This is a genomic window from Pseudomarimonas salicorniae (genome assembly GCF_023156535.1).
GTDB lineage: Bacteria > Pseudomonadota > Gammaproteobacteria > Xanthomonadales > Xanthomonadaceae > Pseudomarimonas > Pseudomarimonas salicorniae.
The window spans coordinates 175,131-194,640 of the sequence record NZ_JALNMH010000007.1; the positions used below are offsets into that span (position 1 = coordinate 175,131).

The window sequence follows — 19,510 nt, forward strand, 5'->3', positions numbered from 1 at the left end:
GGGCTCACCGGACCCCCTCCGGCAGGCTGCCGTCGTCGATCAGCGCCTCGGCAGCGGCCTCGTCGAAGCGATGCAGGGTGTCGACAGCCGGCTCGGCGGCCAGCCATTGGGCGATGTTGTCCGGTGGCACATTCATGACCCGCAGCGCGGCCTCCATGGTCCGGCCGAACACCGGCGCCGCGACCAGGCCGCCGTAGTAGGCGCTGCCCTGGGGGTCGTTGATCATCACCACCATGGAAAAGCGCGGCCGGGTCGCCGGAATCAGGCCGGCGAACAGGCTGATGTAGCGCTTCTGATAGCCGCCGGCGACGGCCCGCCGCGAGGTGCCGGTCTTGCCGGCGACGCGGAAGCCGGGCACCACCGCCGACTTCGCCGAGCCCTCCGGCCCGGCGACGGTTTCCAGCATGCGCAGCAGGGTGTCGGCCAGCTGCGGGTCGATCACCGTGCGCTGCTGCGGCGGCGCGCCGTGGATGAAGGTCGGGACGGTCATCACGCCGCGGTTGCCGATCGCCGCGTAGGCCTGGGCCAGCTGCAGGGCGGTCACCGACAGGCCGTAGCCGAACGAGATCGTGGTCCGGTGCAGGGTGCCCCAGCCATTGGGCGCGGTCAGAACGCCGGCGGCCTCGCCGGGGAAGCCGCTGCCGGTCGGCACGCCGAATCCGAACCGGCGCAGCACGTCGTGCTGGTGCTCGGCCGGCATGTCCAGGGCCAGCTTGGTGGCGACGATGTTCGAGGACTTGGTCAGCATCCGGGTCACCGACACGGTGCCGAAATCACGGATGTCGCTGACCCGGTGCCCGGCCACCATCATGTAGCCCGGACTGGTCTCGAAGCTGGTATCCGGCTTGTAGCGGCCGGTCTCCAGCGCCGCGGCCGCGGTGAAGGTCTTCAGCACCGAGCCCGGCTCGAACAGGTCGGTCACGGCGCGATTGCGCTGGTTGGACGGATCCAGCCCCTCGCGCGAGTTCGGGTTGTAGGACGGCTGGTTGACCATGGCGAGCACCTCGCCCGTGGCCACGTCGAGGATCACGATCGAGCCGCTCGATGCGCTGTGCTCGATCAGGGCCGACTTCAGCTCGCGGTAGGCGAGATACTGGATGCGCCGGTCGATAGACAGGCGCAGGTCACGGCCGGGCTCGGCGGAGCGGATCAGGTCCACGTTCTCGACGATCCGCCCGCGACGGTCGCGGATCACCCGCTTGGCGCCCGGCTTGCCGGTCAGCCAGTCATCGAAGGCGAGCTCGAGTCCTTCCTGACCGCGGTCGTCGATGTTGGTGAAGCCCAGCACGTGGGCCATCACCTCGCCCTGCGGATAGAAGCGGCGGAACTCGCGCTGGCTGTAGACGCCGGGGAACTCGCGCTCAAGGATCTCGGCGGCGAGGTCGGGGTTCATGTGCCGGCGCAGGTAGACGAATTCGCGGTCGGCGCGCTGGGCGAGTCGCGCCTCGAGCAGCCCCGGCTCGGTGCCCAGAGCCTCGGACAGACGCGCGATCTGCTCCGGATGCGGCAACAGCTCCTTCGGGTTGGCCCAGAGCGATTCCACCGGCGAGGACACCGCCAGCGGCTCGCCGTTGCGGTCGACGATCATCCCGCGCGAGGTGGCGATCGGCAGCTCGCGCAGGAAACGCGCATCACCCTGCTGCTGGTAGAAGGCCTTGTCGACGAACTGCAGGTCGACGGCGCGCACCACCAGCGAGGTGGTGGCCAGCGCCAGCACCCCGCCGAGCAGCTTCATCCTGGTCCGCGTGTCCACGCGCGAGGTCGAACGGCTCACGGGGTCACCACGCGCAGGTCGGTGGCTTCGGGATACTTCATGCCCAGCGGACCACGGGCGATCTGCTCGATCCGGTTCGGATCGGCCCAGGTCGCCTGCTCCAGCTGCAGCCTGCCGAACTCGATGTTCAGCTCGTCGCGCTGCTTCTCCAGCTCGGACAGCTCGACGAACAGCTGCCGGTGCTGGTGCCGACCGTGGACCACGGCCAGCGCGGAGATCACCACCGCGATCAACAGGGCGAGACAGAAGAAGGTCGAGAACCTCATGCCAGCCGCTCCGCGACACGCAGCACGGCGCTGCGCGCCCTCGGGTTGGCCGACAGCTCGGCGGCATCGGCGCGCTGCGCCCCGCCGATCAGCTTCAGGCTGGGGACGAAGGTATCGAGCTGCGGCAGGCGGCGGTCGGCCGGCGGCGCCTTGGCCTTGCCGGCCATGAACTGCTTGACCCGGCGATCCTCCAGCGAATGGAAGCTGATCACCGCGAGGCGGCCGCCCGGGCGGAGGCAGGCATGGGCGGCGGCAAGGCCAGCCTCGAGGTCCTGCAGCTCGCGGTTGATGAAGATGCGCAGGGCCTGGAAGGTCCGCGTGGCCGGATGCTTGCCGGGCTCGCTGCGGCCGATGCAGCGGGCGACCAGCTCAGCCAGCTCGGCGGTGCGGGTCAGGGGCACCTCGCCGCGACGGGCGACGATGGCCCGGGCGATGCGCCGGCTCTGCCGTTCCTCGCCGTACTCGAACAGGACGTCGGCGATCTCTCGCTCATCCGCCTGCGCCAGCCACTCGGCAACGCTCTGCCCGGAGTCGGGATCCATGCGCATGTCCAGCGGGCCGTCCTGCATGAAACTGAAGCCGCGGCCGGCGACGTCCAACTGCGGCGAGGAGACGCCAAGGTCGAGCAGGATGCCGTCGAGGCCACCCTCGGTCTCCGACCAGTCGGCAAGGCCGGCAAAGCTCGCCTGGCGCACGCGCACGCGGCCGTCAGCGGCGGCTAGCCGCTCGGCCTCTGCGATCGCTTCGGGGTCCTTGTCCATTACCAGCAGCCGTCCACCTTCGCCGAGCCGCGACAGCACCGCGCGCGCATGCCCCCCGCGACCGAAGGTGCCGTCCAGATACGTTCCCTGTTCCACCACCCGCAGTCCGTCCAGGGTCTGCGCCATCAGCACCGGGATGTGGGTGGGAGCAGCCTCGTGCCCGCCCATGCCCGACCCCGCTACAGCGACAGATCGAGCATGGCGTCGCTGACGTCTTCATCGCCGATGGTCTGGCGGATCTGCGCCATGTGCGCCTGCTCGCTCCACAACTCGAACTTGTTGCCCATGCCGAGCAACACCGCTTTCTTCTCGATGCCCGTGGCATTGCGGTGGCTGGCCGGCAGAAGCAGGCGGCCATTGCCGTCCGCCTCGACGAAGGTGGCGCCACCGACCAGCTTGAGCTGCATGGTGCGGTGGACCCGCTTGGCCATCGGCAGCGCATTGACCTGATCGCGCACCGCCTCCCAGGCCTTCACCGGGTAGAGCCACAGGCAGCCCGCCTCGTAGGGGTTGTAGGTCACCACCAGGCAGTTGCCGCACTCGCGCGCGACAAGGTCCCGATAGGCGGTGGGAATCGCCAATCGGCCCTTGTCGTCAACGGTGATAGCGGTTTCGCCCTGGAACATAAGTGACCACGGGGACCCACGATTTCCCCTGATTTTCTACAGGCGCCCACCTTATGACTGCCCCCTGGTGGTGTCAAGGAAAAGTCGCTTGTGAAAGAGCACAGCTAAACCCCTGCCAGCGTTGGACTTTTCCCGGGAAAATCGTTCATTTTGGAAAGGCCCGCCAATACAGTCACTTAGGCGATATTCCTCACCCTCTGCATTGGAAGAAGCCAGATTCCGCCCGACCCCTGCCCGGCGCTCGGCCGGAGACCCTGGCGCAGTGGCTGCCGGGGCTGTCTTGACGGAGCCGCCGGCCGCGCTGCGGTTATGATGGGCGGCCCGGTCCGGGGCCATTCCCCCGGCACGATCCCCAGAAACGCGAAAGGAATCCCTCGCCGATGAAGATCCTGGTCGCCTACAAGCGCGTGGTTGATTACAACGTGCGCATTCAGGTCAAGCCGGACGGCAGCGGCGTCGTCACCGACGGCGTCAAGCTTTCCGCCAATCCCTTCGACGACATCGCCCTGGAAGAGGCGCTGCGGCTGCGCGAGAAAGGCGTCGCCAGCGAAGTGATCGTCGCCACCATCGCGCCCGCCGACGCCCAGCCGCACCTGCGCAACGGCCTCGCCATGGGCGCCAATCGCGCCATCCACGTCGTCAGCGACGGCCCGATCGAGCCGCTGACCGCCGCCCGCGCCCTGCTCAAGCTGATCGAGAAGGAGCAGCCGGGCCTGGTGCTGATGGGCAAACAGGCGATCGACGACGACGCCAACCAGACCGGCCAGATGCTGGCCACCCTCTGGGGCCGCCCGCAGGCCACCTTCGCCGGCAAGGTCGATATCGCTGACAACCGTGCCACCGTGATCCGCGAGGTCGACGCCGGCCTCGAGACGCTGGATGTCGAGCTGCCGGCGGTGATCACCACCGACCTGCGCCTCAACGAGCCGCGCTTCATCAAGCTGCCGGACATCATGAAGGCCAAGAGCAAGCCGCTGGAGACCGTGCCCTTCGCCGACCTTGGCGTCGAGGGCGGCAACCAGCTCAAGGTCAGCCACTACGCGCCGCCGCCCAAGCGCTCGCGCGGCGTGATGGTCAAGGACGTGCCCGAGCTGGTCTCGGCGCTGAAGTCCAAGGGCCTGCTCTGACCGGGGAACTCCCCCGCGTCCGCCCCCTCATTCAAGGAACATGACATGAGCAAGATCCTGATCATTGCCGAGCATCTCGATGGCAAGCTCAATCCCTCCACCGCCAAGTGCGTCAGCGCGGCCAAGGCCGTGGGCGGTGACATTCACATCGCCGTGCTCGCCGCGGACCCCACCGCCATCGCCGCCGAGGCGGCAAGGATCGAGGGCGTCGGCAAGGTGCTGGCGGTGGCCAACGCCGCCAACGCGCACGCCATCGCCCAGGTACTGGCGCCGCAGATCGCCAAGCTGGCCGAGGGCTACAGCCACGTGTTCGGCCCCTCGACCACCTTCGGCAAGGATCTGATGCCCTGCGTCGCCGCCCTGCTCGGCAGCGCCCAGGTCAGCGACGTCATGACCGTCGAGTCGAGCCACGTGTTCAAGCGGCCGATCTACGCCGGCAACGCGATCATCACCGTGGAGGCGCCCAGCGACCGCCCGGTCGTCGCCACCATCCGCGTCGCCTCCTGGGCCGCGGCCGGCGAGGGCGGCAGCGCCGCGGTGGAGAACGCCAGCGTCGAGGCCAGCCTGCCCACGCACACGAAGTTCGTCGAACTGAAGCAGGGCAAGAGCGACCGGCCCGACCTGCAATCTGCCCCGCGCGTCGTCTCCGGCGGCCGCGGCGTCGGCTCGGCCGAGAACTTCTCGATCATCTTCTCGCTGGCCGACAAGCTTGGCGCCGGCGTCGGTGCCTCGCGTGCCGCGGTGGATGCGGGCTATGTGCCCAACGACATGCAGGTCGGCCAGACCGGCAAGATCATCGCCCCCGAGCTGTACGTCGCCATCGGCATCTCCGGCGCGATCCAGCACCTCACCGGCATCAAGGACGCCGGCACCATCGTCGCCATCAACAAGGACGCCGAGGCGCCGATCTTCGAGGTCGCCGATATCGGCCTGGTGGGCGACCTGTTCCAGATCGTGCCCGAGCTGGAAAAGGCCCTGTAACAGCGCGATCGAGTAACATCGCGTTTCCGCGACGCCGCGCACGGCGGCGTCGCGCGATGCCTTCCCCCGTCCTTGCGGGGAGGGCCGGGAAGAGGACCGGCGCCGCTGCCCCAGCCCTCGCTCCCCTGCCCCGCCCGACCCGGGCGATCAGCCCCATCTACTGAACAAGGACAATCGATACCCATGTGCGGCATCGTCGGCATCAGCGCGCAACGCGACGTAACAAGCGACCTCCTTTCCGGCCTCAAGGCACTCGAATACCGCGGCTATGATTCGGCCGGCATCGCCCTTCTCACCGAGCGCGGGATGCAGCGCCTGCGGGCCAAGGGCAAGGTCCGCGACCTGCAGTCCCTGCAGGCGCAGACCCGGTTGTCCGGCGTGGTCGGCATCGCCCACACCCGCTGGGCCACCCATGGCGTGCCTTCCGAGGCCAATGCCCATCCGCATGTCTCCGGCGATGGGCTGTCGGTGGTCCACAACGGCATCATCGAGAACCATGCCGAACTGCGCGCCGAGCTGCAGGCGGCCGGTTTCAGCTTCACCTCGCAGACCGACACCGAGGTCATCGCCCACCTGGTCGAGCAGCTGCAGCGCAATGGCGCCGGCCTGCTGGAGGCGGTGACGGCCGCGACGAAGCGCCTGCACGGCGCCTACGCCATCGTGGTGATGTCGGCCCGCGAGCCCGGGTTGCTGGTCGGCGCCCGACGCGGCTCGCCGCTGGTGCTGGGCTACGGCGACGATGAGAACTACCTCGCCTCCGACATCCACGCCCTTCTGCCGCTGACCCGGCGTTTCGTCTACCTCGCCGAAGGCGATGTGGTCGAGCTGCGCCGAGATGGCGTGCGCATCCTCGACGAGCGCGGCGCCTCGGTGGAACGTCCGGTCAAGGAGTCGAGCTTCTCGCTGGACGCCGTCGAGCGCGGCGAGTACCGCCACTACATGCTCAAGGAGATCCACGAGCAGCCGCAGTCGGTGGCCGACACCCTCGAGGGCCGGATCAGCGGCGGCCGGGTGCTGCCGGGTATCTTCGGCAGCGGCGCTGACGAGATCCTCGCCAAGGTCAAGCAGGTCCAGATCATCGCCTGCGGAACCAGCTTTCATGCTGGCCTTGTCGCCCGCTACTGGATCGAGTCGCTGGCCGGCATCCCCTGCCACACGGAGATCGCCAGCGAGTTCCGCTACCGCCAACCGGTGGTGGCGCCGGACACGCTGTTCATCACCATCTCGCAGTCAGGCGAAACCGCCGACACCCTCGCCGCCCTGCGCATGGCGAAAGAACGCGACTACGCCGCGCGGCTGGCGATCTGCAACGTGCCCGAGGCCTCGCTGGTGCGAGAGAGCGACCTGGTCCTGATGACCCGCGCCGGTCCGGAGATCGGCGTGGCTTCAACCAAGGCCTTCTCGACCCAGCTCAGCGCGCTCGCCCTGCTCGCCCTGCGTCTGGCCGAGACCCGCGGCATCGACGCCCAGCGCTACGCGGCTGCGATCGCCGATCTCGAGGTCCTGCCCGGGCTGATCCGTGACGCCCTGCAACTGGACGCCGAGATCAAGTCGCTGGCCGAGCAGTTCGTCGACAAGCAGCACGCCCTCTTCCTCGGCCGAGGCACGCAGTTCCCGATCGCCCTCGAGGGTGCGCTCAAGCTGAAGGAGATCTCCTACATCCACGCCGAAGGCTATCCCGCGGGCGAGTTGAAGCACGGGCCGCTGGCCCTGGTCGACGAGACCATGCCGGTGATCGCCGTCGCTCCCAATGACGCCCTGTTAGACAAGCTGAAGTCGAACATGGAGGAAGTCCGCGCGCGCGGGGGCCAGCTCTACGTCTTCTGCGACACCCGCATCCGCCACGGCATGGGCGAGGGCCACGTCCTCGAGCTCCCCGCCTGCGGCGAGATCGCAGCGCCGGTGCTGTTCAACGTGCCCCTGCAACTGCTCGCCTACCACGTCGCCGTGCTCCGCGGCACCGACGTCGACCAGCCGCGGAACCTGGCCAAATCGGTGACCGTGGAGTAACAGGGAAACCGGGCCGCGGCCGGCAAGTTCGGGGCGCCATCAGGCACAGCGCCCCGTCGACGAAGCAAAGAGAAGGTTCAGAGCCGCCCAGTCCTTGATCCGGGGCGGAGTCGCCGAGCGGACTCCGCATGGTCTCGCCGGGACCGCGGGTCTGCGCACGCAGTCGACCGGATCCTCCCGCGGGCGCGGCCATTCCTTCCGCGCCGGTCCAGCACTCGGCCCCCGGGGCCCGGGCACCCGGCCGCACACCCCGGGCCGGACGCTCCAACGACCTGTTCGGTAGGCCCTTGGGTTGCACGCGTGAGTATTTGCACCGCCTGATGAAATTTCAGGGCTAGGCAACCGAGTCGTTCGTCCCTATCTTGCGCTGCCGCTGCATCGGCCCGATCCCCGGATCGGGCCGGTGAGCAGGATCTCGCCCGAATTCCGTTACTTCATACAGCCGCCGGACAAGGGGGCAGCGCGAAGCCGCGCTGCAAGGCCCGGCAGCGCTGGGGATAGGGCTACCGGCGACCACGTTTTCAACTCAAGGGGCAGGCAGGGAAATGTCGAGGCAACGATGGGCTACACCACTGGCCTGGCTGGCGCTGGTCGCAATGGGCGGGAGCGGTCCGGCGCTGAGCCGGGGGCTGGAAACCGGGACGGTAGCGGTATCCGCCGAACAACGGTCGGCATTGCGCGAGGCGCTGGACAAGGCGCTCTCGGCAGGCACTCGGCTAGAGGCGGCCAGCAACGGCGACGGTGCAGTCGGAGACCAGTTCGGTGTGTCGGTGGCCGTGGACGGCAACACCGCGCTGATCGGGGCCTGGCGCGACACCGTCGGCGACCGACCACACCAGGGCTCGGCCTACGTATTCGTCCGCGACGGGCAGGAGTGGGTCCTGCAGGCGAAGCTGATTGCCGAAGATGGAAACGCCAGCGACCAGTTCGGTTATGCCGTCGCCCTGGATGGAGACGACGCGCTGGTCGGCGCGCTTTACGATGATGTCGATGCGAGGACGGACCAGGGTTCGGCCTACGTGTTCCGTCGCACCGGCGAAAGCTGGCAGCAGATCCAGAAGCTGACCGCCGATGGCGGGGAGGCCGGAAGCCTCTTCGGCTCGGCGGTTGCCCTGCAGGGCAGCACGGCGCTGATCGGCGCATTCGGCGCAACCGTCGACGGACGTGGCAATCAGGGCGCTGCGTACGTGTTTCAGCGGTTTGGCAGCGGCTGGCACCAGCAGGCCCGGCTCACCGCCGCCGACGGCGAGGCCAACGACATGTTCGGCACCGCGGTGGCGCTTGACCTGGAGACCGCGTTGGTCGGCGCGCCATTCGACCGCGTCGGCAGCAACAGCTGGCAGGGATCGGCTTACCTGTTCACCCGGGCCGATAGCGAGTGGTCGCAGTACCAGCGGGTGACCGCGATCGACGGCGCCTTCAACGATCAATTCGGCAGCGCGGTGGCCTTGAAGGGTTCTCTGGCCCTGATCGGTGCGCCGGCCGACGACGTAGGCGGCGTTCCGGACCAGGGCTCGGGCTACGTTTTCCAGAAGAACGGACCCACCTGGCAGCAGATGACGCGTCTGAATCCCGCCGATGGCGCGCAGGGTGACCAATTCGGCTCGGCACTGGCGATCACCGAGTTTGCCTGGGCGATTTCCGCCCCATTCGCCAGGCAGCAGCGCGGCGCGATCTATACCTACAAGCTGGACGAATCCGGCGCCTGGCCGCCGCACATGACCCTCGCCGCCAGCGACGCGGAGGACGGTGATTACTTCGGACGCTCGGTGGCCCTCTCGCAAACGGAGCTGTTGAGCGGCGTGTATCTCGACGACGTTGACGGCCAGGTAGATCAGGGATCGGTCCGCATGTTCTCCAAGATCGGCGCCAACTGGCACGATCAGGGGCGGCTCGACAGCGGCCAGGGCGCGGGCGGCCGAAGGCTGGGAGAGGTGCTGGCGCTGGACGGCGATACCGCCGTCGTCGGGCTGCCATCCGCGACGGTGGCCGGGCGCCCGGGCCAGGGAGAGGTGCTGCTGTTCGCCCGTCAGGACGACGCTTGGCGTGAATTCCAGCGCCTGCACCTCGAGGACGGAAACAGCGGCGACGGCTTCGGCAGCGCCGCGGCCCTGCTCGGGGACACGCTGCTGATCGGCGCCCCGGGCGAGGACGCCTTGGGGGACAGCGACCGCGGTGCGGTGCATGTTTTCCTTCGCATCGACGGCAGCTTCGTGGCTCAGGGGCGGCTCCTGGCCGAAGATGGCCTGCCCGGCGATGCATTCGGCGGCGCCTTGGCGCTGTCCGCCGACCATGCCCTCATCGGCGCCGCCTATCGCGACCACGACACGCTCGAGGACGTCGGTGCGGTGTATGCATTCGAACGTCTGGATGGCGGATTCTCCCCCACCCAGCTGCTGGTGCCCCTGGCCTACCAGGAGAACCAACGCATCGGCTCCGCGCTGTCGATCAGCGCGGGACGCCTGCTGGCCGGGGCCCCGGGCTACAACGATGGCGAGGGCGCTGCCTACGTGTTCGCGAAGGCGGGGATGGCCTGGCAACAGCAGGCAAGACTGCAGGCAAGCGGGGGCGTACCCGGAGATCAGTTCGGCAGCGCAGTGTCCCTGGATGGCGACACCGCCTTGATCGGCGCCCCGTTTACTGTAATCGGCGCGCACGTGGCCCAGGGCGCGGCCCTGGTCTTCCACCATGACGGGCAGGCCTGGGTCGAGGAGACACGGCTGACCGACCCTGCCGGGTCGGGTCAGGATCATTTCGGCAGCGCCGTGGCGATCAGCGGGGAAGCCGCGCTGATCAGCGCCCCTGGGGCGGACGGTACGCTCGCCGATCAAGGGGCGGTGATCCTGTTTGCCCGTCGCCAGTCGGGCTGGGCACTGCATGCCACCCTCCTGGAAGCACAGGGCCGGACATCGGCCGCCTTCGGCAGGGCGTTGGCCGTCGCCCAGGATCGCGTTCTCATTGGCGCACCGGGCAGTAACAGTGGGCCACCGTTCGGCAATCCCGACGAGGGGGCCGCCTACATCTTCGACGGCGTGGCACCGAGACAACGCACTGCCACCTCGTTTACCGCCCAGACCCCGGTAAGCGCCTCGGTAGCCACGTGGACCGTCGTGGAAGCGCTGGTCAGCGGGGAACAGGCCGAGCCACAGGGTGGCGAGCTCACCGTCACTGCCAGCAGCGGAGAGTCCTGCCAGGATCCGATCTCCACCGACGACCCCGGGTACGGCTTGCGATTCGCCTGCTCCCTGCGCTTCTCCACGCCAGGGCCGCGTACGCTCGTCGCCCACTACAGCGGCAGCCCCGATCATCAGTCCAGTGAGTCATCGCCATGGCCGCTGCAGGTGGATGCCACGCTCACCGTCACTCCGGGCGTGCTTCCCTCCGCCATAGTCGGTCAGATGTATCACCAGGTGCTGGGCGCTTCCGGCCAGGGCAGCAGAGCGCCCTACCGGTTCGCGGTAGTGGAGGGCGCCCTGCCAGCCGGCCTTTCGCTCGACCCGACGAGCGGCCTGCTCGACGGCGTGCCGACCGTTGCCGGCGGCTATACCTTCACCGTCGAGGCGCGGGATGGCAGCGGCGCCGAGCTGGGGGGGCCGTTCAGTGGACGACGTGGATTCAATCTCGCCGTGCTGGCCGGGGGCAGCCCGCCACGGATCGTCGTCGCCTCACGACTGACCATGCTGGAAGATGAGTCCGGCGTCGTCCTGCCCATCGACATCAGCGACGCCGAAACCCCGGCCAGCGGGCTGTCCCTGAGCATTACCAGCAGCGATCAGGCCATCATCAGCGATGCCGCGCTGGCCGCAGGATTGGGGGGAGTCGCGGGTCAGCGCCAGCTTCGGCTGCAGACTGGCACCGACGCAAACGGCCTTGCGCTGCTGCAACTGACGGTGCGCGATGCCGATGGGCAGACCGGGCTCGCCACCGTGGAACTGCAGGTGATGGCGGTCAACGACCCGCCGCAGGTGCGCTTTGGTCCGAACCAGTACTGGCCGGTCGGGACACCCGGCCCGCATGAGGTTGGCGACTTCATCGTCAGCGCGAATCCAGGGCCGGCAGACGAAGCCGGCCAGCAGATCAGCTTCTCCGCCGCCATCAGCGACGACCCTGATGCCGTGCTGACATCGGTCAGCCTGTCCGAAAGCCGGGGATTGAGCTATGTGCTGAGCGGCAACCCGGGCGTCGCAACAGTCACGCTGGGGGCAACGGACGACGGCGGTGACGCCAACGGCGGCATCGCCGTGGCGACGCCCCGAGCGCTGCGAATCGTTGTGTCGGACCGCAGCGACCTGAGCGTCAGCATCCGTCGCCAGCTGCCGAAGGCTGCCGTCCTGGGCGAGGCCCTGGCCAAGGGAAGTACCCTCGCGAGCTATCACATCGAAGTGCTCAACCATGGACCGGTGGCCGCCAGCGAGGTTCTGCTGCAAGTGACCCCTCGCAGCGGGTTGAGCAGGGTGACCTGGACCTGCACCGTGGCCGGAGCGACCTGCCGCCCTCCCTTTGGAGCCGGACCGGCGGTGACCCGCCTGGATCTCGCCGTCGGCCAAACCGCGCTGATCGAACTTGATGGGGTGATCGAGCCTACCCAGAACTTCGTCGAAATCTCGGCGCGGGCTACCGGTAGCGGCAGTGTGTTGCTTCCTGAGGATGACCGGGCAACCCTGATCGAGCCTGCGAACGGTACCGCCATCTACCGGGGTGGCTTCGAGTGAGGGGGTCGCCCGTCGACGCATCCGCCCTACCGGTCGGAGGGTACCGCTGCTGACCGGATAGCCCGGCCCGATGGCGGTGCGCCGTGGTGCGGCCGCGGCGGCCCGCCACGGGCCACCGCGCTATCGATTGCCGGACGCGCCCTGATCCATCGCGGCCGTTGGCGCTGCAAACAGCCGCACCCTGTCCTCGGGCCCAAGCAACCGCCATTGCCCCTCCGGCAGACCGGCCAGCTCAAGCCCGCCAATCCGTTCGCGATGCAGGCTCAGCACGTGGTTTCCGCTGGCGGCGAACATCCGCCGGACCTGGTGGTAGCGGCCCTCGTGCAGGGTCAGGCGCGCCCGACGCGGGGCCAACACCTCGAGTTCCGCCGGAAGCAGCGGCGTTGTCTCCGACTCGAGCATCAGCGAGCCACTGGCGAACAGCTCGGCCTCATCGCCGCGCAGGTCCTCGGCCAGCTCGGCGCGGTAGACCTTGTCGAGGCGCGACTTCGGCGAAACGATGCGATGCAGCAGGGCGCCGTCGTCGGTCAGCAGAAGCAGGCCGCTGGTGTCACGGTCGAGGCGGCCGACGGTGGAGAGCTGCGGCGAGCGCTGGCGAAAGCGCGGAGGAAACAGGTCGTAGACCAGACGCCCGGTGTCCTTGTGCGAGCAGGTGTAACCAACCGGCTTGTTGAGCAGGATCAGCATCCCCGGAGCGGGATCGAGCGGCTCGCCGTCGAGGCGGACCTGGTCGTGTTCGATCACGTCGTCGGCGTACAGCGGCTCGCCGTCCGGCGTGGTGATGCGGCCCTCGCGGAACAGGCCGGTCACCTCACGGCGACTGCCGTAGCCAAGGTTGGCGATCAGCCGCAGCAGCTTCATCCGCCGCCTCCGGCGCGACGCGCCTGGACCACCTTGAAGCCGTCTCGCTGGCAGACAGTTCGAAGCGAATCGAAGCCCTGGGCCAGTTCGGCCTCGTAGGGAAGATGGCGGTTGGCGACCAGCCAGAGCTGGCCGCCCGGATTCAACGAAGCGGCCGCAGCGGCGATGAAGCGGCGGCCGATATCCGGCCGGTCGCCGGCGCGCTGGGTGTGGAAGGGCGGATTGCAGACGATCACGTCGTAGCGGCCGGGCACGCCCTGGATGACGTCATGCCAATGCGGGGTAATGGCGACCCGCCCGGCATGCGCCTCGAGGTTTTTCTCGGCCAGCGGCAGTGCGCGGGCCTCGGCTTCAAAAAGGTCCAGGCTGTGGATGCCCACGCAGCGCTGCAGCAGGCTGGCGGAGAGATAGCCGTAACCCGCACCGAGATCGGCCGCCGCTCCGGCAAGATCATCAGGGAGTTGCTCGACCAGCAACCTTGAGGCTGGATCGACACGATCCCAGGCAAACAGGCCGGGGCGACTGTGGAAGCGGCCGTCCAGAATCGGCCGCGGCGCATCCAGTTCGCGCCACTCGGCAAGCAGGGCTGGATCGCTGCCGGTTTCGGCACGCGCCCAGTAGACCCGGCAGTGATGCTTGGCCAGCGACTCGATCGGCCCGGCCAGCTTGCGCAGATCGGCCTCGCCGGACTTCGCGCCTTCGTCATTGGCCTGGCAGGCAAGCAATACCCCACCCGGCGCCACGCGATCGAGCGCCCGCGCCAGCGTCGCTCGGGCGTGCTCGCGCTGGCGCGGTGGCAGCACCATCACCAGGGGATAGCGCGTGTCCTCGGGCTCGCGTACGGCCAGACCCGAGCGCAGCAGCGCATCCACATCGGGTTTGAAGCTGGATTCGCAGACCAGGTCCGGCAGCGATCTCTGATGCAGCGGCCAGCCATCGCGTGCGCCGATCAGCAGCCCCCCGCCCTGCGCGGGCCAGTGCAGGTGGCCGAGTTCGAAGGGCCTGAACAGGGTGAGCAGCGGGGTATCGGTGGCGATGGACAGCGTGGGGCTCCTGGGCGCGGCAATCGATAACCGCGAGGCGGATTGTCTGGGCAGCGGGGTCATGCAGCAAGGCGGTCTTCGGGGTCTCCCTATCCGCGGCCAGCGCATCGAAGGGCCGGCAAGGCGGGGCTGCGGCCTGCTGGCGGGGATGCAGAGGCATGGCGACCAGACGTGGAAACAGGGCGAGCCGTCTACATCGCCGCTGGCCCCTCCCCAGACAGGCGCGGCCAGTTCCCCGTGCTGCCGAAAAGAAGAAACCCGCGGCGAGCCGCGGGTTTCTGGTCAGACATCGAATGTGAAATGGATCAGTAGGTCACAGTGACGGTGGCGGAGCAGCTGGTGGTGCCGGCATTGCACACCTGGTAGTTCGCCGAGGTCACGCTCAGGTTCTCGTTGAAGCTGCCGGTGTTGTTTTGCGTGGCGACTTTGCTGCCATTGCGGAAGATATCGACCGTTGCGCCACCACCGTTCCAGTTCAGACGGTACTGATAGTTCTTGCCCTTCCTGGAGACCGAACCGGTGAGGCTGTCCGGAGCGCTCGCCGGCGGCGGCTCGTTACCTCCACCACAGCCATTTGCCGTCAGGAAGTCGCTGGCCAGCTTGGCCTTGACGATGCCGTAGCCGAAGTACACGTCCTTGCCCGGCGTACCGGCATCCTCAGCGGTGTTCTTGAGCGCGTCGCGGATCTGGGCGCCAGTGCAGGTCGGGTGGTTCGACCAGACCAGGGCCGCGACCCCGGCCACGCCCGGCGTCGCCATCGAGGTGCCACTCATGTAGCCGTAGTCGCTGCTCCCGATGCTGATCGACGCGGAGGCCGCAGCCAGCAGGGCCGCCCTGTCCTCGAACGCCGCGCCCACCGCCGGGATCGACGTGTTGTTGGGGCTGCCGAGCGTGCCGTAAAGCATGCCGGCCACGTTGTTGATGATGATCGCGCCGATGCCGCCGGAGTTCTGGCAGTTCTGCACCTTGTCGTGGAAAGAGATGACGCCACGGTCGATGACGCAGACCTTTCCGGCCGCGCCACTGTTGGTGGACTCGGCCGTGCCCATGAAGAAGGTGGCGCCGGACGCCGCGCCAAGGTTCTCCATCGCCGAGGAGGCGAAGCCGGCGCCGCCCGCTTCCAGGGTAGACAGCGTGGCGCCGCCCGAGGGGTAGGTCGACAGGGTGTCGACACCGCCCGCCGTGGCCTCGACGCAGTAGCCGTCATCGGTTTCGGTGGTGGCGTTGCGACCGCGGCCACTGGTCACCGTGCAACCCGGGAACTGCGAGAAATCAGCGATCTGATTGTTGGCGTCGTTGGCGCCGATCATCATCACCGACTTGTAGCCGGCCGGATAGGAACGCACGCTGTTGCCGTCGTTGCCGGCCGCCGCGAGGACGAGACCGCCGGCGGCAGTGAACTGGTCGAAGGCATTCCGTTCAGTGCTGTTCGCGCCGCCGCCGCCCAGGCTCATGGTGATGATCTTGGCGCCGGCCTCGCTGCACTTGGAGGCGGCATGGGCCAGATCGGACGAGTAGCCCCAGCCGGCCGCGTTGAAGACCTTGACGATGTGCATCGGGTTGCCCGGGGCCATGCCGACCACACCGAAGCCGTTGTCCAGCGCCGCGACCGTACCGGCCACGTGGGTGCCGTGCGGGCCGCCGTCCTGGTACCAGTTGCCAGTGCCGCTGTCATTGCTGCCGGTAATGTTGGTGGCCGAGAAGTCCGGGTTCGCACCGCCGGTCTCACCCTGACCGAGGTAGGCGAGTCCGGAATCGATAACGCAGACCTTCTTGGCGCTGGCCATGTTCAGGGCGAGCTGATTGGCCTGCGACTGGTAGATCGCGTAGGGGGTGAGCTGGGTCGTCGCCGGGTTGCCCGGGTCATCGTTGTAGAGCGCCAGCAGATAGCGGGGAGCGTCCTGTTCGATGTTGAGGATGTTGGGGTTGTTGCGCAGCCCGTCCAGGGCCTGCGGCGGGACGCTGACTGCGATGGCGTTCAGCGACTCGAGGCGGCGATGCACATCACCGCGCGCGCCGCGCAGTGCGTTCTCGACCTGGGCGGCTGCGCCGGGGGCGAAGGTCACGATCACGCGGTTCGGGTCCGGACCATCGGCCAGGGCGGAGCCGGCGAGAACAAGGCCTACGGCGGCGCAGAGGGTGTTGCGAACGAACTGTTTCGACAAGACGGCTTCTCCAGCGAAAACCAGGGAAAGGCACGGGAACTTCAACGGCCGTGCGAACCCCTACCATACCTCCGTTCAGCTTCCAGTCAACTTTCTACGGTTTCTTGTGCAACCGCCTGCCCGCTGGCTGTTCGAGGGAACCTTGCGCAGCCACGGAATCCACCCAAGCCGGGTCAAGCGGCCTGTTGTGTCCTGGTTGACCGGATCGCGTGCCCACCCTCAGGCGAGCGCGCTCGCAAGCATCGGCGCGGCCCGGACGTAGCTGGGTGGATCAAGCCCCTCGAGGTCGGCCTCACCCCGCAGCACCGCCTGGATACGCTCCGGCTCGATATGGGGGGCGAGGAGCTGCAGCAGGGAGAGGGCGATCGGCCGCGGCGATCGGCTGCGCGGCAGCAGGGCCCAGGCAATGCACTCGGGCAGGCGCGCATCAAGCTCGATCACGGCGAAGTCGTCGTGGTCGGCGGCGCAGAGGGCGAACTCGGCAACCAGACCGACGCCGAGGCCGGCACGGGCATAGGCCTTGAGGGTCTGCGGGTCCTGGGCCGAACAGGCGAACTGCGGCTGCAGCCCGGCCGCGGACATCACCCGGCGGAACGAGGAGTCCTCGCGCCGGGCGGCCTCGTAGGTGACCAGCGGCCAGCGCACCAGCTCCTCCAGCGGCAGCGGGCCGCGGAAGCCGGACAGCGGGTGCCATCGCTCGACGATCGCCACGCGCCGCCAGCGGAACAGGGGCACCGAACCCGGCTCGACTCCTTCGTCGCCGGCCGTGCTGGTCATGAACAGGTCGCCGGCCGGGTGGTCGGCAGGGCGCATGGGCTCGCCCTCGCCCAGCGTGCGCAGGCGGACCGACAGGGAGGGGTGTGCATCGCAGAGCTGCCGCAGAAGCGGCGGAAGCACGTGTAAGGCGTAGCCCTGCGGCGCAACGATCGCCAGCTCCTCGCTGCCCTCAGCCGGCTGGTTGCCGGCCAACCGGCGCAGCCGGCCGTAGTCGTCGACCATGCGCCGGGCGATCGCCAGCACCTCCCCGCCCGCCGGCGTGAGGGAGACCAGCCCCCGACCGCGGCGGGCGAACAGCCTGACGCCCAGCGCCTGCTCGATCTGCGCCAACTGGCGGGAGACGCTGGGCTGACTGAGGTGCAGGGACTGGGCGGCGGCGCTGACATTCATGCCGGCATCGACGATGGCGACGAGACAGCGCAACCCGGTGAGCGAGACGGCCACGCCCGCTAGCTCCCAGCGCCCTGCGGCATAAGGGAAGAAGGATCCGAAAGCCGTCCGTCGGCAGCGGTCGGTTTCCCCGGCAACCTGTGACCCGCGCCACCCGTGGCGTATCGGATTTGCGCGCGACGCGTATTCGTAAAACGCATTGGACTTCTCCCCCCCACGGTCCTATCACTCGATGCGCCTGATTCAGGCCTGGTTAATCCGCTCACCAGGGGGCCGGAGTTTCCGGCAGGGCGGCTCCAGTATCAATCCATGTTTCTACCTATCCACTCGTTGGGGAGCTTCCTTAGATGAACCTTGTACACCGTACCCTTCCCGTACTGATCGCCGGCGCCCTCGGCGCCACCAGCCTCGCCAGCGAGGCCGCAGAACTGCGTCGCGCCGAGCGTCCGATCGACGGCCAGTACATCGTGGTGCTGAAGGACGAAGTTGCCGCCATGGGCAATGAGGTCCGCGCAGCGAACATCCCCTCCGTGGCCCAGGCCGCCCAGGCCATGGCCGGCCAGCACGGGGCCCGCATGCGCCAGGCCTTCTCGCATGCCGTGCGCGGCTTCGTGGTCGAAGCCAACCCGAGGGCGCTGCAGAAGCTGCTGGCCGACGACCGGGTGGAGTACGTGGAAGAGGACGGCATCGTCGAGATCGCCGCGACGCAGAGCGGTGCGACCTGGGGCATCGACCGCGTCGACCAGCGCGACCTGCCGCTGAACGGCACCTACGTCTACAACACCACCGCGTCGAACGTGAACACCTACATCATCGACACCGGCGTGCTGGGCAGCCACAGCCAGTTCAGTGGCCGGATGATCGGCGGCTACACGGCGATCAGCGACGGCCGCGGCACCAGCGACTGCAACGGCCACGGCACCCACGTTGCCGGAACGGTCGCCGGCAGCACCCACGGCATCGCCAAGGGCGCCAAGATCTCGCCGATCCGCGTGCTCGGCTGCAACGGCTCGGGCACCAACTCCGGCGTCATCGCCGGCATGGACTGGGTCACCGCCAACCACGTCAAGCCGGCCGTGGCCAACATGAGTCTCGGCGGCGGCGCCTCCAGCACCACCGATGCCGCGGTCAAGCGCATGACCGACGCCGGCGTGGTCGTCGTCGTCGCCGCCGGCAACGACAACAGCAACGCCTGCAACTACTCGCCTGCGCGGGCCGCCTCGGCGATCACCGTCGGCTCCACCACCAACACCGACGCCCGCTCGAGCTTCTCCAACTACGGCTCGTGCCTGGACATCTTCGCGCCGGGCTCCTCGATCACCTCGGCCTGGTACACCAGCAACTCGGCGACCAATACCATCAGCGGCACCTCGATGGCCTCGCCGCACGTGGCCGGCGTCGCCGCCCTCTACCTGGCCGCCAACCCGACCGCCAGCGTCAGCGCGGTGACCAACGCCATCATCAACGCCTCGACTCCGAACAAGGTCACCGGCGCCCAGACCGGCTCGCCGAACCGCCTGCTGTACTCGTTCTTCGACGGCAGCGGCGGTGGCGGCGGCGGCGGCGGTGGCGGCACCACGCAGACCTACACCAACGGCAGCAACTACACCATCCGCGACAACTCCACCGTCGAATCGCCGATCACGGTCTCCGGCCGCAGTGGCAATGCCCCGTCGGCGACCCGCGTCGACGTGCGCATCATCCATACCTACATCGGCGACCTGATCGTCCGTCTGGTGGCACCGGATGGCAGCACCTACACCCTGCACAACCGCAGCGGCGGCAGCGCCGACAACATCATCGGCTACTACACCGTGAACCTGTCCAGCGAGGCCATCAACGGCACCTGGAAGCTGCGCGTGCAGGATGCCGCCAACGGCGACACCGGCTACATCGACAGCTGGTCGATCACCTTCTGATCGATCCGCTGCAGGCAGCCTGATCCGGACCCCGGCCACGCGCCGGGGTCTTTTTTTCCGGTCCGTCGGGGCTGGGCGCCGCGGCCTTCGACTATGCT

Annotated in this window: 13 protein-coding genes; 5 read left to right on the top strand and 8 right to left on the bottom strand. The window is 68.4% G+C overall.

All coding sequences use genetic code 11. From position 1 onward, the window contains the following. Positions 1-4 precede the first annotated feature (4 nt). From M0G41_RS09795 to mraZ, 4 genes are read right to left on the bottom strand one after another with little or no spacing between them, the layout of a single operon-like run. The gene (locus M0G41_RS09795) at positions 5-1,774 is read right to left on the bottom strand and encodes a peptidoglycan D,D-transpeptidase FtsI family protein (RefSeq protein WP_248208729.1); all 1,770 of its coding nucleotides are present in this window, start codon (positions 1,772-1,774) and stop codon (positions 5-7) included. Beyond that, positions 1,771-2,040, bottom strand: coding sequence for a cell division protein FtsL (gene ftsL, locus M0G41_RS09800; protein WP_248208746.1), 270 nt, complete (start codon positions 2,038-2,040; stop codon positions 1,771-1,773). Before ftsL ends, M0G41_RS09795 begins: the two co-directional genes overlap by 4 nt. Then, entirely contained in the window at positions 2,037-2,969 is a 933-nt protein-coding gene (gene rsmH / locus M0G41_RS09805; RefSeq protein ID WP_248208748.1) for a 16S rRNA (cytosine(1402)-N(4))-methyltransferase RsmH, read from the bottom strand. The genes ftsL and rsmH overlap by 4 nt, the downstream gene beginning before the upstream one ends. Positions 2,970-2,980: 11 nt before the next feature. Continuing rightward, the gene (gene mraZ / locus M0G41_RS09810; protein WP_248208749.1) at positions 2,981-3,427 is read right to left on the bottom strand and encodes a division/cell wall cluster transcriptional repressor MraZ; all 447 of its coding nucleotides are present in this window, start codon (positions 3,425-3,427) and stop codon (positions 2,981-2,983) included. A 380-nt stretch (positions 3,428-3,807) separates the two neighbouring features. Here mraZ and M0G41_RS09815 point away from each other — a divergent pair, with 380 nt between their 5' ends. From M0G41_RS09815 to M0G41_RS09830, 4 genes are all read left to right on the top strand, one after another. Then, entirely contained in the window at positions 3,808-4,554 is a 747-nt protein-coding gene (locus tag M0G41_RS09815) for an electron transfer flavoprotein subunit beta/FixA family protein (RefSeq protein ID WP_248208751.1), read from the top strand. Between the two features lie 45 nt (positions 4,555-4,599). Then, on the top strand, positions 4,600-5,535 hold the full coding sequence (locus tag M0G41_RS09820; protein WP_248208754.1) for an electron transfer flavoprotein subunit alpha/FixB family protein: 936 nt from the start codon (positions 4,600-4,602) through the stop codon (positions 5,533-5,535). Between the two features lie 183 nt (positions 5,536-5,718). Further along, positions 5,719-7,545 (top strand): glutamine--fructose-6-phosphate transaminase (isomerizing), encoded by a 1,827-nt coding sequence (gene glmS / locus M0G41_RS09825; protein ID WP_248208756.1) that lies wholly within the window; start codon positions 5,719-5,721, stop codon positions 7,543-7,545. Positions 7,546-8,090: 545 nt separating this feature from the next. Beyond that, the gene (locus M0G41_RS09830) at positions 8,091-12,257 is read left to right on the top strand and encodes a putative Ig domain-containing protein (protein ID WP_248208759.1); all 4,167 of its coding nucleotides are present in this window, start codon (positions 8,091-8,093) and stop codon (positions 12,255-12,257) included. Positions 12,258-12,377: 120 nt separating this feature from the next. On the opposite strand, the gene M0G41_RS09835 is transcribed toward M0G41_RS09830, so the two are convergent. From M0G41_RS09835 to M0G41_RS09850, 4 genes are all read right to left on the bottom strand, one after another. Then, positions 12,378-13,118, bottom strand: a complete 741-nt coding sequence (locus tag M0G41_RS09835; protein ID WP_248208760.1) for a pseudouridine synthase — start codon at positions 13,116-13,118, stop codon at positions 12,378-12,380. Next, positions 13,115-14,161, bottom strand: a complete 1,047-nt coding sequence (locus M0G41_RS09840) for a class I SAM-dependent methyltransferase (RefSeq protein ID WP_248208929.1) — start codon at positions 14,159-14,161, stop codon at positions 13,115-13,117. Before M0G41_RS09840 ends, M0G41_RS09835 begins: the two co-directional genes overlap by 4 nt. 305 nt (positions 14,162-14,466) lie before the next feature. Then, positions 14,467-16,326 (bottom strand): S8 family serine peptidase, encoded by a 1,860-nt coding sequence (locus M0G41_RS09845; RefSeq protein WP_248208762.1) that lies wholly within the window; start codon positions 16,324-16,326, stop codon positions 14,467-14,469. A 219-nt stretch (positions 16,327-16,545) separates the two neighbouring features. Next, on the bottom strand, positions 16,546-17,547 hold the full coding sequence (locus tag M0G41_RS09850; protein WP_248208767.1) for a LysR substrate-binding domain-containing protein: 1,002 nt from the start codon (positions 17,545-17,547) through the stop codon (positions 16,546-16,548). A 293-nt stretch (positions 17,548-17,840) separates the two neighbouring features. On the opposite strand from M0G41_RS09850, the gene M0G41_RS09855 reads away from it, so the two are divergent. After that, positions 17,841-19,412: a S8 family peptidase gene (locus M0G41_RS09855; protein ID WP_248208769.1), complete on the top strand. Its 1,572-nt coding sequence runs from the start codon at positions 17,841-17,843 to the stop codon at positions 19,410-19,412. Positions 19,413-19,510: the final 98 nt, after the last annotated feature.

Bases quoted from the DNA above. Each gene is read 5' to 3' on its own strand.
- ftsL (WP_248208746.1), bottom strand. From the start codon at position 2,040: ATGAGGTTCTCGACCTTCTTCTGTCTCGCCCTGTTGATCGCGGTGGTG.
- rsmH (WP_248208748.1), bottom strand. From the start codon at position 2,969: ATGGGCGGGCACGAGGCTGCTCCCACCCACATCCCGGTGCTGATGGCG.
- mraZ (WP_248208749.1), bottom strand. From the start codon at position 3,427: ATGTTCCAGGGCGAAACCGCTATCACCGTTGACGACAAGGGCCGATTG.
- M0G41_RS09815 (WP_248208751.1), top strand. From the start codon at position 3,808: ATGAAGATCCTGGTCGCCTACAAGCGCGTGGTTGATTACAACGTGCGC.
- M0G41_RS09820 (WP_248208754.1), top strand. From the start codon at position 4,600: ATGAGCAAGATCCTGATCATTGCCGAGCATCTCGATGGCAAGCTCAAT.
- glmS (WP_248208756.1), top strand. From the start codon at position 5,719: ATGTGCGGCATCGTCGGCATCAGCGCGCAACGCGACGTAACAAGCGAC.
- M0G41_RS09830 (WP_248208759.1), top strand. From the start codon at position 8,091: ATGTCGAGGCAACGATGGGCTACACCACTGGCCTGGCTGGCGCTGGTC.
- M0G41_RS09835 (WP_248208760.1), bottom strand. From the start codon at position 13,118: ATGAAGCTGCTGCGGCTGATCGCCAACCTTGGCTACGGCAGTCGCCGT.
- M0G41_RS09855 (WP_248208769.1), top strand. From the start codon at position 17,841: ATGAACCTTGTACACCGTACCCTTCCCGTACTGATCGCCGGCGCCCTC.